The sequence below is a fragment of the uncultured Aquabacterium sp. genome (assembly GCF_913773725.1).
Classification (GTDB): Bacteria; Pseudomonadota; Gammaproteobacteria; order Burkholderiales; family Burkholderiaceae_C; genus Aquabacterium.
Map to the genome: position 1 here is coordinate 61,318 of NZ_CAJYGK010000100.1, position 15,845 is coordinate 77,162.

13 protein-coding genes are annotated in these 15,845 nt (G+C 66.7%); 7 read left to right on the forward strand and 6 right to left on the reverse strand.

Annotated features, from left to right (window positions below; translation table 11 throughout):
- Positions 1 to 53 precede the first annotated feature (53 nt).
- The 3 genes from QZ709_RS12080 (at position 54) to mpl (ending at position 3,783) form a co-directional block, all read left to right on the forward strand.
- Positions 54 to 1,010 (forward strand): hydroxymethylpyrimidine/phosphomethylpyrimidine kinase, encoded by a 957-nt coding sequence (locus QZ709_RS12080; RefSeq protein ID WP_294637548.1) that lies wholly within the window; start codon positions 54 to 56, stop codon positions 1,008 to 1,010.
- Positions 1,000 to 2,292, forward strand: a complete 1,293-nt coding sequence (hemL, locus tag QZ709_RS12085; protein WP_294637549.1) for a glutamate-1-semialdehyde 2,1-aminomutase — start codon at positions 1,000 to 1,002, stop codon at positions 2,290 to 2,292. Before QZ709_RS12080 ends, hemL begins: the two co-directional genes overlap by 11 nt.
- A gap of 114 nt (positions 2,293 to 2,406) precedes the next feature.
- Entirely contained in the window at positions 2,407 to 3,783 is a 1,377-nt protein-coding gene (gene mpl / locus QZ709_RS12090) for a UDP-N-acetylmuramate:L-alanyl-gamma-D-glutamyl-meso-diaminopimelate ligase (protein WP_294637550.1), read from the forward strand.
- A 91-nt stretch (positions 3,784 to 3,874) separates the two neighbouring features.
- Here the strand turns inward: mpl and ugpQ are convergent, their stop codons facing one another.
- A complete protein-coding gene (gene ugpQ / locus QZ709_RS12095) occupies positions 3,875 to 4,690 on the reverse strand; it encodes a glycerophosphodiester phosphodiesterase (RefSeq protein ID WP_294637551.1) in 816 nt (271 codons plus the stop codon).
- Between the two features lie 288 nt (positions 4,691 to 4,978).
- Between ugpQ and QZ709_RS12100 the strand changes: the two genes are divergently transcribed.
- Both QZ709_RS12100 and QZ709_RS12105 read left to right on the forward strand, forming a co-directional pair.
- The gene (locus QZ709_RS12100) at positions 4,979 to 8,995 is read left to right on the forward strand and encodes a DUF3683 domain-containing protein (protein ID WP_294637552.1); all 4,017 of its coding nucleotides are present in this window, start codon (positions 4,979 to 4,981) and stop codon (positions 8,993 to 8,995) included.
- A 5-nt stretch (positions 8,996 to 9,000) separates the two neighbouring features.
- Complete coding sequence (locus tag QZ709_RS12105) at positions 9,001 to 9,432, forward strand: HIT family protein (protein WP_294637553.1); 432 nt, start codon at positions 9,001 to 9,003, stop codon at positions 9,430 to 9,432.
- Positions 9,433 to 9,520: 88 nt separating this feature from the next.
- On the opposite strand, the gene QZ709_RS12110 is transcribed toward QZ709_RS12105, so the two are convergent.
- The 4 genes from QZ709_RS12110 to QZ709_RS12125 form a co-directional block, all read right to left on the reverse strand.
- Entirely contained in the window at positions 9,521 to 9,997 is a 477-nt protein-coding gene (locus QZ709_RS12110) for a chemotaxis protein CheW (protein ID WP_294637554.1), read from the reverse strand.
- Between the two features lie 29 nt (positions 9,998 to 10,026).
- A complete protein-coding gene (locus tag QZ709_RS12115; protein ID WP_294637555.1) occupies positions 10,027 to 12,183 on the reverse strand; it encodes a chemotaxis protein CheW in 2,157 nt (718 codons plus the stop codon).
- Positions 12,184 to 12,236: 53 nt separating this feature from the next.
- Positions 12,237 to 12,599 carry a response regulator gene (locus tag QZ709_RS12120; RefSeq protein WP_109037223.1) on the reverse strand — a complete coding sequence of 121 codons (363 nt, stop codon included), beginning with the start codon at positions 12,597 to 12,599 and terminating at the stop codon, positions 12,237 to 12,239.
- Between the two features lie 96 nt (positions 12,600 to 12,695).
- Entirely contained in the window at positions 12,696 to 13,145 is a 450-nt protein-coding gene (locus tag QZ709_RS12125) for a hypothetical protein (protein ID WP_294637556.1), read from the reverse strand.
- A gap of 271 nt (positions 13,146 to 13,416) precedes the next feature.
- Here QZ709_RS12125 and QZ709_RS12130 point away from each other — a divergent pair, with 271 nt between their 5' ends.
- Together QZ709_RS12130 and QZ709_RS12135 are read left to right on the forward strand one after the other, a co-directional pair.
- Positions 13,417 to 14,571 carry a response regulator gene (locus QZ709_RS12130; RefSeq protein ID WP_294637557.1) on the forward strand — a complete coding sequence of 385 codons (1,155 nt, stop codon included), beginning with the start codon at positions 13,417 to 13,419 and terminating at the stop codon, positions 14,569 to 14,571.
- Positions 14,572 to 14,575: 4 nt separating this feature from the next.
- On the forward strand, positions 14,576 to 15,205 hold the full coding sequence (locus QZ709_RS12135) for a response regulator transcription factor (RefSeq protein ID WP_294637558.1): 630 nt from the start codon (positions 14,576 to 14,578) through the stop codon (positions 15,203 to 15,205).
- Between the two features lie 49 nt (positions 15,206 to 15,254).
- Here the strand turns inward: QZ709_RS12135 and QZ709_RS12140 are convergent, their stop codons facing one another.
- A complete protein-coding gene (locus QZ709_RS12140; RefSeq protein WP_294637559.1) occupies positions 15,255 to 15,809 on the reverse strand; it encodes a Dps family protein in 555 nt (184 codons plus the stop codon).
- Positions 15,810 to 15,845 lie beyond the last annotated feature (36 nt).

Consider the following 15,845-nt stretch of genomic DNA (forward strand, 5'->3'; position numbering starts at 1 on the left):
GCCACCCCAGGGTTTCTGGGCACGGCGCACCGGCCAGAGATACTGTTGAACGCATGAATTCACCTCAGAACAGCGCTGATGAAACCACCCCGGTGACCGGCGAGCAGGATTCCGGTGCGCCGGCATGCGTCCTGAGCTTCAACGCCAATGACCCGAGCGGCGCCTCCGGCATCGGGGCCGACATCGCCACCATCTCGGCCATGGGGGCGCACGGCCTGCCCGTCGTCACCAGCCTGCTGATCCGTGACACCGCCGAGGTGTTCGAATCGCACGAAATCGACCCCGACGCCGTGGTGGACCAGGCGCGCTCTATTCTGGAAGACTGCACCATTGCCGCCTGGAAGGTGGGCTTCCTGGGCAGCGCCGAAGGGGTGAGCGCCGTGGCCGAAATCCTGTCCGACTACTCGGACGTGCCGCTGGTGTCCTACCTGCCCAACCTGTCCTGGATGGACGAAGACCCGCAGACGGCCTACCTGGACGCCTTCCGCGAACTCATCCTGCCCGCCACGCGGGTGTTGGTCGGCAACCACAAGACGCTGACCGACTTCCTGCTGCCCGAGTGGGATGCCGAGCGCCAGCCCTCGGCCCGCGAACTCGCTGTGGCCGCCGGCGAACTCGGCGCCGACTACGTGCTGGTGACCGGCATCCAGCTGCCAGACCAGTACATCGACAACGTGCTGGCCTCGCCCCAGGGGGCCCTGTGTGGCGAGCGCTTCGAGCGCTTCGACACCGCCTTCGTCGGCGCGGGCGACACGCTGTCGGCGGCGCTGGCCGCCATCCTGTCGTCGGGCACCGAGCTGGATGTGGCCGTGTCCGAGGCCTTGAGCTTCCTCGACCAGTCGCTGGATGCGGGTTTCCGCCCCGGCATGGGCGGCGTGGTGCCTGACCGCTTCTTCTGGGCCCTGCCCCCTGGCGAACAGCCCGCGGAAGGCGCCGCCAGCGCCGCCCCTGAGAACGCCCCCCTTCTTGACGACTCCACCCCGCCGCCTTCTTCGCGCAATGTCCACTAACACCGAGCTGTTCGAGCGCGCCCAGCGCGTCATCCCGGGCGGCGTGAACTCGCCCGTGCGCGCCTTCCGCGCCGTCGGCGGCACGCCCCGCTTCATCCAGCGCGCTCAGGGCGCCTACATGTGGGACGCCGAAGGCACCCGCTACATCGACTACATCGGCTCGTGGGGCCCGATGATCCTGGGTCACGGCCACCCCGAGGTGCTCGAGGCGGTGCAGAAGGCGGCTGTCGACGGCTTCTCCTTCGGCGCCCCCACCGAGCGCGAAGTGGAACTGGCCGAGGCCATCCTGGCCCATGTGCCGAGCGCCGAACAGGTGCGCCTGGTCAGCTCGGGCACCGAAGCCGGCATGAGCGCCATCCGCCTGGCGCGCGGCGTGACCGGCCGCAGCAAGCTGATCAAGTTCGAGGGCTGCTACCACGGCCATGCGGACGCCCTGCTGGTCAAGGCCGGCTCGGGCCTGGCCACCTTCGGCCACCACACCAGCGCCGGCGTGCCCCCTGAGGTGGTGCAGCACACGCTGGTGCTCGAGTACAACAACATCGAGCAGATCGAGCAGGCGTTTGCCACCCAGGGTGACGAGATCGCCTGCGTGATGATCGAGCCCATCGCCGGCAACATGAACTTCGTGCGCGCCAGCGTGCCCTTCGTGAAGCGCATCCGCGAGCTGTGCGATCAGCACGGCGCGCTGTTCGTGTTCGATGAGGTGATGAGCGGCTTCCGCGTGGCCCTGGGCAGCGCACAAAGCCTGTACGCGCAGGCCATTCCGGGCTTCCGCCCGGACATCAGCGTGTTCGGCAAGGTCATCGGGGGCGGCATGCCGCTGGCCGCGTTTGCCAGCACCCGCGCCATCATGTCCAAGCTGGCCCCGCTGGGTCCGGTCTACCAGGCCGGCACGCTGTCGGGCAACCCGGTGGCCACGGCCTGCGGCCTGACCACGCTCAAGCTCATCGGCCAGCCGGGCTTCTTCGACGCGCTGGGGGAACGCACCCGCAGCCTCATGACCGGACTGGACGGTGCGGCCAGGGCCGCCGGCATCGAGTTCTGCACCGACAGCCAGGGCGGCATGTTCGGTTTCTTCTTCGCGCCGGAACTGCCTCAGCACTACCAGGCCGTGATGGCCCGCGGCACCGACACGTTCAACCGCTTCTTCCACCTGATGTTGGACCAGGGCGTGTACCTGGCCCCGGCCATGTACGAAGCCGGATTTGTCAGCGCGGCGCACACCGCGCAGGACATCGCCGACACGGTGGCGGCCGCCGCCAACGCCTTCCGCCAGCTCTGAACCAGGCCCAGGGCCGCGCCGCCCTCGTCCTTTCTGCCCAGGCCACCCCTCAGCGGGTGGCCTTTGCATTCAGAAGCACAAGAACGTGCCGGTGCGCTGCCTACAATGCGCGCCATGCACATCCACATCCTTGGCATCTGCGGCACCTTCATGGGTGGCGTGGCCGCTCTGGCCCGTGAGGCGGGCCACCGTGTGACCGGCTGCGACGCCGGCGTCTATCCGCCGATGAGCGACCAGCTGCGCGCCCTGGGCATCGAGCTGATCGAAGGCTACACGGTGGACCAGCTCGCGCTGAAGCCTGACCTGTTCGTGATCGGCAACGTCGTCAGCCGGGGCAACCCGCTGATGGAAGCCATTCTGGACGGTGGCCTGCCGTACACCAGCGGCCCGCAGTGGCTGAGCGAAAACGTGCTGCAGGGACGCCATGTGCTGGCCGTGGCCGGCACGCACGGCAAGACGACCACGACGTCGATGCTGACCTGGATTCTGGAACACGCCGGCAAGCAGCCCGGCTTTCTGGTGGGCGGCGTGCCGCAGAACTTCGGCGTGTCGGCCCGTTTGGGCGACACCCGCGCCGAGACGCGCCCGGCCAGCGGCCACCCCTTCGTCATCGAAGCCGACGAGTACGACACGGCCTTCTTCGACAAGCGCAGCAAGTTCGTGCACTACCGTCCCCGCACGGCGGTGCTCAACAACCTCGAGTTCGACCACGCCGACATCTTTGCCGACCTGGCCGCCATCGAGACGCAGTTCCATCACCTGGTGCGCACCGTGCCCGCCAGTGGCCGACTGGTCGTCAACGCCCGTGAAGAGGCCTTGCAGCGGGTGCTGGACCGGGGCTGCTGGAGCGACGTGGCGCGCTTCGGCGTGCGCGGTGACACGCCGGGCTTCCGCGCACGCGGCGAGCCCCACGCCTTCGACGTGCTGAAGGCCGGCGTGCTGGTGGGCCGCGTCGAATGGGCGCTGCTGGGCGAGCACAACCAGATGAATGCGCTGGCGGCCATCGCCGCCGCCGAGCACGTGGGCGTGGCCCCGCAGCAGGCCTGCGAAGCCCTGGGGCAGTTCGCCAACGTGAAGCGCCGCCTCGAACTGCGAGGCCAGGCGCGCAACATCACCGTCTACGACGACTTCGCCCACCACCCCACGGCCATCCGCACCACGGTGGACGGCCTGCGTCGCAAGGTCGGCCCCGATGCGCGCATCCTGGCCGTGTTCGAGCCGCGCTCCAACACCATGAAGCTGGGCACGATGAAGGCGCTGCTGCCCTGGTCGCTGGAGGAAGCCGATCTCGCCTTCTGCCACAGTGGCGGCCTGGGCTGGGACGCCCACGAGGCACTGGCCGAGATGGGCGAGCGCGCCATCGTGGCCGACACCATCGACGTGCTGGTGAACAAGGTCGTCAAGGCCGCCCGCCCGGGCGACCAGATCCTGTGCATGAGCAACGGCGGCTTTGGCGGCATCCACGACAAGCTGCTGGCGGCCCTCGCCTGACGCGCACCCTCGGGCGATTCAGCCCGCCTGACGTGACAACGGCGACCTCGCGAGGTCGCCGTTTCACTTTGCGGAAGAGACCCGAGCAGACTCAGACCGCCATCGCATCAGCCGCCATCATCATCAGGCGGGCCGGATTGGCGCCCAGACGCGCCTGGGGCTCGAAGGTGTCTACCCGGTCGGTGATGAGCCCGTCCAGGCCGGACAGCCACAGGGCCGATGCCTGAGCCGGCTCGTTGACCGTGTAAGTCAGCACCTTCAGGCCGGCCGCCTGCGCGGCGCGGATGCGCTCGCGGTCAAGTTCGGGGTGATGCACCACGATGGCCTGGCAACCCAGGTCGAGTGCCAGCTTGACGCCATCGACCGCCCAACGCTCCAGCAACAGGGCCCGCGGCAACTCGGGGCAGGTGCGCTGCACGGCACGCAAGGCCTCCACGCTGAACGAACTCAGCAGAGGCTTGACATGGGCGTTGGCCCACAGGCGCGCCACCTGTTCGGCCACCACACGGCCCGTGCGCTGCTCGTCACCGGGCGTGGGTTTGATCTCCAGATTGACGAGCAGGCCCAGCCCCTGCAACCAGCGCGACAGTGCCTCCAGCCGCACCAGCGGTTCACCCGCGTACATGCGACCGTGCCAGCTGCCGGCGTCCAGCCGGGACAGCGCATCCCATGTCAGTGCACCCGCCAGCCCCTGCCCATTGGTGGTGCGGTTCAGTTCGGCGTCGTGCAGCAGAAAAGGCTCCCCATCGGCACTGAGCTTCACATCGCATTCGAACATGGCAAAGCCGTGCTCGGCACCCATGCGGAACGCCGCCAGGGTGTTTTCCGGGGCCAGCTTGCCGGCGCCACGGTGGGCAATCCAGCAGGGATAGGGCCAGGCGGGGGTCGATCGGTTGGGAAGGCTCATGACTGCTTGATAAGAGGCCGTTGAAACGGTGATGCCCCTTCGCCACCAGCCGGGGCCGCCGGAGAGAAACATCGCATGACAGTCAGGATAGCCATTCTCGCCCTGGGGCAAAGCGCGCCACAAGGCGGTCAGGAGTGCCCATTTCTGGCGCATGGGGGATGGGGGTGCGGTACCATCTCGCCTCAGGCGCGAAAACCCACCCCACTCTGATCTGCGTCTGGGCGTCCTCCCCGACCCCAGGCGCGTTGATCTTTTCTCGAAACAGGCACCTTCGCACCTGGCGCCCGCATGAACGCACCGACCGAGCTGACCCACATGACCGCCCAGGCCGCCGCTCACGATGACGGCCATCCCCGCCTGCGCGAGATCCCGTACAACTACACGTCGTTTTCAGACCGTGAAATCGTTCAGCGTCTGCTGGGCCAGCGCGCCTGGGAAGTCCTGAGCCTGCTGCGCACCGAGCGCCAGACCGGCCGCTCCGCGCGCATGCTGTATGAAGTATTGGGCGACGTCTGGGTGGTTCAGCGCAACCCCTATCTGCAGGACGACCTGCTGGACAACCCCAAGCGCCGCGGTCAGCTGATCGACGCCCTGCACCATCGCCTGGGCGAGGTCGACAAGCGACGCACCCCCAGCAGCGACGCCTCCCGTGACAAGCTGGTGGCCGAGCTGCTCGACGCGGCCCGCGTGGCGGTCGACCGCTTCGCCCGCGCCTTCGACGAGATGGCCAGCCTGCGCGAGCGCACCACGCGCGCGCTGGGCCGCGTCACCAAGTCGGACAACATCAAGTTCGATGGTCTGAGCCGTGTCTCTCATGTGACCGACGCCACCGACTGGCGCGTCGAATACCCCTTCGTTGTCCTCACGCCGGACACCGAAGAAGAGATGGCTGCCCTGGTCAAGGGCTGCGTCGAACTCGGCCTGACCATCATCCCGCGTGGGGGCGGCACCGGCTACACCGGCGGCGCCGTGCCGCTGACCTGGAAGAGCGCGGTCATCAACACCGAGAAGCTCGAGCAGATGACCGAGGTCGAGCTGGTCGACCTGCCCGGCGTGGCGCACAAGGTGCCCACGGTGTGGACGGGGGCCGGTGTGGTCACCCAGCGGGTGGCGGACGCCGCCGAACGGGCGGGCTATGTGTTCGCGGTCGACCCGACCTCGGCCGAGGCCTCCTGCATCGGCGGCAACATCGCGATGAACGCCGGCGGCAAGAAGGCGGTGCTGTGGGGCACCGCACTGGACAACCTGGCCAGCTGGCGCATGGTCACGCCCCAAGCCGAATGGCTGGAAGTGGTCCGCGTGAACCACAACCTGGGCAAGATCCACGACGTCGAGGTGGCCAACTTCGAGCTGCACTACTACGCAGCCGACGGCAAGACCCACCTGCGCACCGAGAAGCTCGACATCCCTGGCCGCATTTTCCGCAAGGAAGGCCTGGGCAAGGACGTCACCGACAAGTTCCTGGCGGGCCTGCCCGGCATCCAGAAGGAAGGCTGCGACGGCCTGATCACCAGCGCCCGCTGGATCGTGCACCGCATGCCCAAGCACACCCGCACGGTGTGCCTGGAGTTCTTCGGCAACCCGACGTTGTGCGTGCCTTCGATCGTCGAGATCAAGGACTTCATGTTCGAGGAGATGAAGCAGCCGGGCGGCGCCATCCTGGCCGGCCTGGAACACCTCGACGATCGCTACCTGAAGGCGGTGGGCTACGCCACCAAGAGCAAGCGCGCGGTGGGCGGCAACGGCCTGCCCAAGATGGTCCTGATCGGCGACATCGTCGGTGACGACGAGGACCGCGTGGCCCGCGCCACCAGCGAGGTCATCCGCCTGGCCAATGGCCGCAATGGCGAGGGCTTCGTGGCCGTCAGCGCCGACGCGCGCAAGAAGTTCTGGGCCGACCGCAAGCGCACCGCCGCCATCGCCAAGCACACCAACGCCTTCAAGGTGAACGAAGACGTGGTGATCCCGCTGCCGCGCATGGGCGAGTACACCCTCGGCATCGAGCGCATCAACATCGAGCTGAGCCTGCGCAACAAGCTGGCCCTGCTGGACGCATTCGACGGCTTCTTCAAGGGTGGCAACGCGGCCATCGCACAGTTCATGGGCAAGACGGACGACCCGTCCGAGCTGCCCAGCGACGAGCAACTGGCCGAGAAGGTGCAGGCGGCGCAAGCCCTGCTGGACCAGGTACGCGCACGCTGGACCTTCCTGTACGAGCACCTCGACACCCCGCTGAGCAGCGTCTCGGCCGATCTGGTGGCCCTGGGCTACACCCAGCACCAGGACGGCACCTACGTGCCCGACGAAGCCACGGCGGGCCGCGACACGGTCTTCAACCTGCTGCAGACGTGGAGCATCCGTGCCGGCTGGAAGAAGGAAATCCGTGAGCCACTGAGCAAGGTCTTCAATGGCGGCGCGCTCAGCCCCGTGATCGACGAACTCAAGCGCATCCACAAGCAGGTGCTGCGCGGCCGCGTGTGGGTGGCCCTGCACATGCACGCCGGCGACGGCAACGTGCACACCAACATCCCGGTCAACTCCGACAACTACGAGATGCTGCAGACGGCGCACGAAGCCGTGGCCCGCATCATGAAGCTGGCGCGTTCGCTCGACGGCGTGATCTCGGGTGAGCACGGCATCGGCATCACCAAGCTCGAGTTCCTGACCGACGACGAGATCGCGAACTTCACGGCCTACAAGCTGAAGGTCGACCCGGAAGGCCGCTTCAACAAGGGCAAGCTGCTGCGTGGCGCTGCCTTGAAGGCGCTGGGCGACGACGTCCACGCTGCCGACCTGACCGAGGCCTACACGCCCTCGTTCGGCCTGATGGGCCACGAGTCGCTGATCATGCAGCAGAGCGACATCGGTGCGATTGCCGATTCGGTCAAGGACTGCCTGCGCTGCGGCAAGTGCAAGCCGGTGTGCAACACGCACATCCCGCGCGCCAACCTGCTGTACAGCCCACGCAACAAGATCCTGGCCACCTCGCTGCTGGTCGAGGCCTTCCTGTACGAAGAGCAGACGCGCCGGGGCGTGTCGATCAAGCACTGGTCCGAGTTCGAGGACGTGGCCGACCACTGCACGATCTGCCACAAGTGCCTGACGCCGTGCCCGGTCAAGATCGACTTCGGCGACGTGTCGATGAACATGCGCAACTTGCTCAACAAGATGGGCAAGAAGAGCTTCCGCCCCGCAGGCGCGGCCGGCATGGCCATGCTCAACACCAACAACCCGCAGACGATCAAGCTGATCCGCACGGCGCTGGTGGATGTGGCGATGCCGTTACAGCGCGTGGCCAACGACGTGCTGAAGCTGGCTGCCCGCAAGCAGACCAGCGCGCCGCCGGCCACGGTGGGCAAGGCGCCGCTCAAGGAAGAGATCATCCACTTCGTCAACAAGAAGATGCCGGGCGGCCTGCCGAAGAAAACGGCGCGCGCCCTGCTGGACATCGAGGACAAGGACTACGTCCCCATCATCCGCAACCCGAAGGCGACCACGGCCGACACCGAAGCGGTGTTCTACTTCCCCGGCTGCGGCTCGGAGCGCCTGGTCAGCCAGGTGGGCCTGGCCACGCAGGCCATGCTGTGGCATGCGGGCGTGCAGACCGTGCTGCCACCGGGCTATCTGTGCTGCGGGTACCCGCAGCGCGGTGCCGGCCAGTTCGACAAGGCCGAGAAGATGATCACCGACAACCGGGTGCTGTTCCACCGCGTGGCCAACACGCTGAACTACCTGGACATCAAGACGGTGGTCGTGTCCTGCGGCACCTGCTACGACCAGTTGCAGGGCTACCAGTTCGACAAGATCTTCCCCGGCTGCCGCATCATCGACATCCACGAATACCTGCTCGAAAAGGGTATCACGCTCCAGACCAAGGGCGCCTTCCTGTACCACGACCCCTGCCACACGCCCATGAAGCTGCAGGACCCGATGAAGACGGTGAAGGCCCTGGTGGGCGACGGCGTCATCAAGTCGGACCGCTGCTGCGGTGAATCGGGCACGCTGGCCGTCAACCGGCCGGACATCTCGACGCAGGTGCGCTTCCGCAAGGAAGAAGAGATCCGCAAGGGCGAGGCCGCGCTGCGCGAACAGGGGCTGCTCGACCCGAAGGACAACGTCAAGGTGCTGACCTCGTGCCCGGCCTGCCTGCAGGGCCTGAGCCGCTACGTGGACGACGCCCAGAACGGCCTGCTGGAAGCAGACTACATCGTAGTCGAGATGGCCCGCCAGATCCTGGGCGAGAACTGGATGCCGGAGTACGTGGCCCAGGCCAACAACGGCGGCATCGAGCGCGTGCTGGTGTGACCACGATGACCCGCTGTGAGCTGTGCGAGCAGGAAGGCGGCATCCCCGTCTTCCGCAACGACACCCTGCGCGTGATCCGCGCGGAAGATGCAGATCACCCGGCTTTCTACCGGGTGATCTGGAATGCCCACGTGGCCGAGTGGACCGATCTGGCGCCGGCCGACCGCAGCCGCATCATGCAGGCTGTGGCCAAGGTCGAAACGGTGCTGCGCGAGCGGCTGAAACCGACCAAGGTCAACCTGGCGAGTCTGGGCAACATGGTGCCGCACCTGCACTGGCACGTCATTGCACGCTTCGACTGGGATGGGCGCTGGCCAGCCCCCGTGTGGGCACCCCTGCGCGAGCGAGTGCCCGACGCGGCTGCCCGTCTGGGCCTGCCGCTGGCGGAACTGGACCGGCACGTGGCCCAGGCGCTGCAAGGCCTGACGACCGACTGACGCGCCTCGGCCAACGGAGCATCACAGCAAAAAGGCCCGGTATGACCGGGCCTTTTTCATGGGGTTTGGCGTCTTTGCCGCCACCGGCTCAGTCGACGAGCCCCATGTCCTGGCTCATCAGCATGCTCTCGATGTCGAGCAAGATCACCATGCGCTCACCCACCTGGGCCAGGCCCTTGATGTAAGTGGCATCGATCGCCGAGCTCATCTCGGGCGCCGGACGGATGGCCTCCGCCGGAATCTCCATCACGTCGCTCACCGAGTCGACCACCGTGCCGATGGTGCGCTGCCCGATGTGCAGCACGATGGACACGGTGAAGGCGTTGTACTCGGCCGAGCTGCAGCCGAAGCGCAGTCGCAGGTCGACGATGGGGACGATCGTGCCGCGCAGGTTCACCACCCCCTTCAGGAAGTGGGGCGCGTTGGCAATGCGCGTCGGGTTCTCGTAGCCACGGATCTCCTGCACCTTCAGGATGTCGATGCCGTACTCCTCGTCACCGAGACGGAAGGTCAGGTACTCGCGCGCCAGATCGGTCTGCACGTCCAGTTTTTCCATCATGCCCATGTTGGCTTCTCCTTCACTTCATGCCCGGATCAGTGACGCGAGCGGCGCACGAGGCTGCCCACGTCCAGAATCAGGGCCACGCGGCCGTCACCCATGATGGTGGCGCCCGACACGTCATTGACCTTGCGGTAGTTCGATTCGAGGTTCTTGACCACGACCTGTTGCTGGCCGAGCAGCTCGTCGACCAGCAGGGCCACGCGCCCGCTTTCGGCCTCGACCACCACCATGATCCCGCTGTTGTGTTCCCAGTCGAAACGGGGCACCTGGAACACCTTCTCCAGCTCGATCACCGGCATGTACTCCTCGCGGACCTCGACCACGCGGCCGGAGCCGCCGATGGTCTTGACCATGTCGGGGCTGACCTGGAAGGACTCGACCACCGACGACAGCGGCAGGATGTAGACCTCTTCGCCCACGCCCACGCTCATGCCATCCATGATGGCCAGCGTCAGCGGCAGGCGCACCGCCACCCGCATGCCGTAGCCTTCGGCCGAATCGATCTCGACCGTGCCCCCCAGCGAGGTGATGTTCTTCTTGACCACGTCCATGCCGACACCGCGGCCGGACACGTCGGTCACTTCTTCCGCCGTCGAGAAGCCCGGCGCGAAGATCAGGTTCCACACTTCCTGGTCGGTCAGGGTGTCCGGTGCGTCGATGCCCTTCTCGCGGGCTTTCTTCAGCAGCTTCTCACGCGACAGGCCGCGGCCGTCGTCGCGCACCTCGATCACGATGGAGCCGCCCTGGTGCGAGGCCGCCAGCGTGATGGTGCCGACTTCCGGCTTGCCATTGGCCAGACGCACATCCGGCATTTCGATGCCGTGGTCGCAGCTGTTGCGCACCAGGTGGGTCAGCGGGTCGGTGATCTTCTCGACCAGGCCCTTGTCCAGTTCGGTGGCTTCACCCTGCGTGACCAGCTCGACCTTCTTGCCCAGCTTGTTGGCCAGGTCGCGCAGCATGCGCGGGAAGCGGCTGAACACAGTCGACATCGGAATCATCCGGATCGACATCACGGCCTCTTGCAGGTCGCGGGTGTTGCGGTCCAGATCGGTCAGGCCCGACACCAGCTGCTGGTAGACGACCGGGTCCAGGCCACGGCTGTTCTGGGCCAGCATGGCCTGGGTGATCACCAGTTCGCCCACCAGGTTGATGAGCTGGTCGACCTTTTCGACCGAAACGCGGATGGTGGATGCCTCCAGGCCGGCATGCGGCTTGTCGGCCTTGGCCGCTGCGGGCGCGGCCGGCTTGGCGGGCACGACGGCCGCGGGCTTGGGCGCTTCGGCAGCCGGTGCTGCGGCCTTTTCGGGCGCACCGGGGGCGTTGTCGAAGAAGCCGTAGCCCTTTTCCGGCGCCGGTTCAGCAGGCGCGGCGGCGGCCTCGGGGGCCGGCGTGTCGAAGAAGCCATAGCCCGGGTCGACGGCCGGCTGCGCGGCGGCCGACTCGGCTGCACCACCCATGGCGACGAAGCTCACCTGCTCACGGGCCACGTGGAAGGTGAACAGGTCGACCAGTTCCGATTCCTCGGTGGCCGTGCTGACCTTGAAGCGACGGATCCCGGCCAGTGCGGGGTCATCGGCCAGCGGCTCGATGGTGCCCAGGTCGGTGATTTCCTTGAACAGATCGACCAGGTTGTCTGCCTGGGCCGGGTCAGCCAGCGGGCCCACGCGCAGTTCAACGGTGCGTTGCCCCGAGGTCGGCGCTGCCGCAGCGGAAGGCGTCGGGGCGGCGGCCACGGGCGCAGATGCCGGCGCAGCCACCGGGGCCTCGCCCGAGCTCATGGCGCGGATGTTGAAGAGCAGCTCGGTCGTGTCGACCTCGCCACCGCCAGAGCCCTGATGGCGCGCCAGCATGGCCTTGAGCGCATCACCCGACTGCAGCAGCACGTCGACCATCGGGGCCGTCGGCGCGAGTTCGTGGCGGCGCAGCTTGTCCAGCAGCGTCTCCATCTGGTGGGTCAGCTCGGCGACGTCGCTGAAGCCGAAGGTGGCCGCACCGCCCTTGATCGAGTGCGCGCACCGGAAGATGGCATTGAGCTCTTCGTCGTCGGCCGCGTTGATGTCCAGCTCCAGCAGGAGCTGTTCCATGTTCTCGAGGTTTTCACCGGCTTCTTCGAAGAAGACCTGATAGAACTGGCTCAGGTCGATGCCGGCGGAAGAAGAGGCGCTGTTGTCCGTGCTGGTCTCTGCCATGTCAGGCTCCTGGAGATTGTCGTGCGCTGCGCGGGTCGTGGCCCGTCGTCAGGTCAGCGGATGACCTTCTGGATCACCTCGATGAGCTTGTTGGGATCGAAGGGCTTGACCAGCCAGCCGGTCGCCCCGGCTGCGCGGCCCGCTTGCTTCATCTGGTCGCTCGACTCGGTCGTCAGAATCAGGATCGGGGTGGTCTTGAACTGCGGGTTCTCGCGCAGCTTCTTGGTCAGGCTGATGCCATCCATGCGAGGCATGTTCTGGTCGGTCAGCACCAGGTCGAAGCTGCGGCCGCCGGCCTTCTCGTAGGCATCCTGACCGTCCACGGCCTCGACGACGTTGTAGCCGGCGCTCTTGAGGGTGAAGGAAACCATTTGGCGCATGGACGCAGAATCGTCGACGGCAAGGATCGAATGCATGTCGCTCTCCGGTACTTGAAATAGCAGGACAGATCGGCTGTCTGGAAAAAATGAAACCAGTCGCTTGACGGGATTTCGACAGATGGGACGGAATCTTTAGAACAACTCGACCGACCCGGCGTCCATTTCGTCCTGGGTCACCGGGTTGGGTTTCATCGGGGCATCCACCACCACGGCTGCGCCGTCCGGGTCGTCATCGCCCAGCGCGTCGCGCGCAATCTGGTCGGCACAATTCCGCAATCGCTTGTTGGTGTGCGCAATCAGCTGCGTGGCCATGTCCTGGAACTGCAGCGCCGTCACCGTTCGGTACAGCGTCTGGCGCACTTCTTCCAGGTGGGGCGTGATGGCATGCCCTTGATCGATCACGTCACTGAGCTGGCCGGCGGTGCCGTGAAAGCCTTCCATCAGCACGATGCAGGCGTCATCGAGCAGACGCTGAAGACGCTCCAGGTCGTTGGAGGCCGTCATCAGGTGGTCCTGCAACTCCGCCGCGAGCAGGAGCGGCATCTCCGCTGGCGCGTTGTCGACTGGTTCGTCGTAACTCATTGTGGCTCCACTCAACCTGTTGGTGTCACGTCGACGGCTGGCTGTCGACGCGAGAAAACGGGGTGCTGCTGATACACCCAGCCCCCGTGTCTTCGGCAAGACGGGCCCGGTCTTGAACCGGTTGTTAGAATTTTTCGCATTTCCCGGCGCCAGTTGTTCACAATCACGTGGCAAAACCTGGCACTCATCGACGGATCGAAGGCCGCGCGTGTCCGATTTCACATCTCAGCCCCCTCAAGACGCCGTAGCGCCCGCCCCGGAGGCGGAAGGCATGCCGCCCGTGCGCCTGAAGGTGCTCCACCTCGAAGACAACGAGGAGGATGCGGCGCTGGTCGCCATCCACCTGCGGCGCGGCGGCATCAATGCCGACATTCACCGCATCGACACCGAGGTGGCGCTGTCCGACGCCCTGCACGAGGAATGGGACCTGATCCTGTCGGACTACAACCTCCCCGGCTACTCCGGCCTGGCGGCGCTCGACAAGATCCGGGCCCTGGGCAAGCTGGTGCCCTTCATCCTGGTCTCGGGCGAGATCGGCGAGGACATCGCCGTGCAGGCCATGCGCAACGGCGCGAACGACTACCTGCTCAAGAGCAACCTCACACGCCTCGCTCCGGCCGCGCTGCTGGCCATCGAGGCCAACCGCATCCGCATCGCCAAGCAGCGGGCCGACCTGGCCCTGAGCCGCTCGCGCCAGCAACTGCGCGAGCTGGCCCAGCATCTGCAGACCAGCATCGAGCAGGAGCGGGCCGCCATCGCCCGAGAGATCCACGACGATGTGGGCGGCGCGCTGACGGCGGTGAAGTTCGACCTGGCCTGGATCGCCCGCCATGCGCCCACCCCGCAGATTGCCGAGCGGGTGCAGCAGGCGCTCGAGTCGGTGGGGCACGCCCACGAGGCCAGCCAGCGCATCATGCACAACCTGCGTCCGGCCATTCTCGAGCAGGGCCTGGTGCCGGCCCTGCAGTGGATGACCGACCGTTTCGGCAAGCGCACCGGCATCCACGCCCTGTTCCGCACCAGCCAGGAGCAGCTCCAGCTGCCGGCCGGCGTGCCGCTGGTGGCCTACCGCTTCGCCCAGGAGGCCCTCACCAATGTCTCCAAACACGCACAGGCCACACAGGTCAGCGTCGATGTGACCCAGGCCGGTGGCGTGCTGTCCATCGAAGTCACCGACAATGGCCGTGGCCTGAGTGCCGACGATCTGGCCAAGGCCCGGTCATTCGGCATCCGGGGCCTGCACGAGCGGGCGGAAACCGTGGGCGGTTGGGTCGACATCAGCAGCAACCCCGGCGGGACCACGCTCATTCTGTCCGTGCCCCTGTCGGGCCCGGAAAATGGGTTCATCGACCAACTGTTCACCAACCTCGACGTCGACACGCCTTCCGGCGACGCAGACCCGGACGATCCCACGGTATGGGGCTGAGCACATGATCAAAGTCATTCTCTGCGACGACCACGCGCTGATCCGCCGCGGCATCCGCGACACCCTGGCTGACGCCGCCGACATCGAGGTGGTGGGCGAGGCCGCAGACTACGGCGAGCTGCGCGCCCTGATGCGCGACAAGAGTTGCGATGTGCTGGTGCTCGACATCAACCTGCCCGGCCGCAGCGGCCTGGACGTGCTGCACGTGCTCAAGGAAGAAGGCAGCACGCTGAAAGTGCTGGTGGTGTCGATGTACCCGGAAGACCAGTACGCCATGCGGGCGCTCAAGGCGGGCGCCTCGGGCTACCTGAACAAGGGCAGCGACGCCGCCCAGATCGTGGCGGCCGTGCGCACGGTGGCACAGGGCAAGAAGTACGTGACGCCCGAGATGGCGCAGATGCTGGTCGACAACCTGACCACGCCGGCGCAGGAAGACCTGCACCAGAAGCTGTCCGACCGCGAGTTGCAGACGCTGGTGATGATCGCCTCGGGCAAGCGGCTGTCGGACATCGCAGAGCAGCTGCTGTTGAGCCCCAAGACGGTGAGCGTCTACCGCGCCCGCGTGCTGGAAAAGCTCGGGCTGACGAACAACTCCGAGCTCACGGTCTACGCCATCCGCAACGGGCTGGTCTGAACGCCTGGCCCGCCGCGGTCGGCCGGATCGACTCCGGCCGCAGGCTGCGTCACTCTTCGAGCATCGAGCGCAGCATCCAGGCTGCTTTTTCGTGCACGTCCAGGCGCTGCGTCAGCAGGTCGGCCGTGGGTTCGTCAGAGGCCTCGTCGACCAGCGGGTACAGACCACGGGCGGTGCGCGCCACGGCCTCGTGCCCGTCCACCAGGATGCGGATCATCTCCTTGGCCTTCGGTGGCGTGCCCGGTGCATCCGGCAGGCTGCTGGCCTTGCTGTAATCGGCGAACGAGCCCATGGCCGGGAAGCCCAGGGCGCGAACGCGCTCGGCAATGGGGTCGACCGCATTCCACAGCTCCGTGTACTGCGCCATGAACATGGTGTGCAGCGTGTTGAACATCGGGCCGGTGACGTTCCAGTGGAAGTTGTGCGTGGTCAGGTACAGCGTGAAGGTGTCGGCCAGCAAGGCGTTCAGGCCCTGTGCGATGGCGGCACGGTGCTCGGCGCTGATGCCGATGTCGATCGGGGCCGCGCCCGGGGCCACGGCCACACGGGCAACCTTGGCCGACTTGGCAGCCGATTTGGAGGGGGACTTGTCAGACTTGGCCATGCTGGATCTCTCCTGGAGTGTGTTGAGACGGCGCTG

Excerpts from the sequence above, each read along its gene's own strand:
- ugpQ (WP_294637551.1), bottom strand. The coding sequence starts at position 4,690 with ATGAGCCTTCCCAACCGATCGACCCCCGCCTGGCCCTATCCCTGCTGG.
- QZ709_RS12130 (WP_294637557.1), top strand. The coding sequence starts at position 13,417 with ATGCCGCCCGTGCGCCTGAAGGTGCTCCACCTCGAAGACAACGAGGAG.
- mpl (WP_294637550.1), top strand. The coding sequence starts at position 2,407 with ATGCACATCCACATCCTTGGCATCTGCGGCACCTTCATGGGTGGCGTG.
- QZ709_RS12115 (WP_294637555.1), bottom strand. The coding sequence starts at position 12,183 with ATGGCAGAGACCAGCACGGACAACAGCGCCTCTTCTTCCGCCGGCATC.
- QZ709_RS12125 (WP_294637556.1), bottom strand. The coding sequence starts at position 13,145 with ATGAGTTACGACGAACCAGTCGACAACGCGCCAGCGGAGATGCCGCTC.
- QZ709_RS12135 (WP_294637558.1), top strand. The coding sequence starts at position 14,576 with ATGATCAAAGTCATTCTCTGCGACGACCACGCGCTGATCCGCCGCGGC.
- QZ709_RS12120 (WP_109037223.1), bottom strand. The coding sequence starts at position 12,599 with ATGCATTCGATCCTTGCCGTCGACGATTCTGCGTCCATGCGCCAAATG.
- QZ709_RS12080 (WP_294637548.1), top strand. The coding sequence starts at position 54 with ATGAATTCACCTCAGAACAGCGCTGATGAAACCACCCCGGTGACCGGC.
- QZ709_RS12140 (WP_294637559.1), bottom strand. The coding sequence starts at position 15,809 with ATGGCCAAGTCTGACAAGTCCCCCTCCAAATCGGCTGCCAAGTCGGCC.
- QZ709_RS12105 (WP_294637553.1), top strand. The coding sequence starts at position 9,001 with ATGACCCGCTGTGAGCTGTGCGAGCAGGAAGGCGGCATCCCCGTCTTC.
- QZ709_RS12110 (WP_294637554.1), bottom strand. The coding sequence starts at position 9,997 with ATGGGCATGATGGAAAAACTGGACGTGCAGACCGATCTGGCGCGCGAG.
- QZ709_RS12100 (WP_294637552.1), top strand. The coding sequence starts at position 4,979 with ATGAACGCACCGACCGAGCTGACCCACATGACCGCCCAGGCCGCCGCT.
- hemL (WP_294637549.1), top strand. The coding sequence starts at position 1,000 with ATGTCCACTAACACCGAGCTGTTCGAGCGCGCCCAGCGCGTCATCCCG.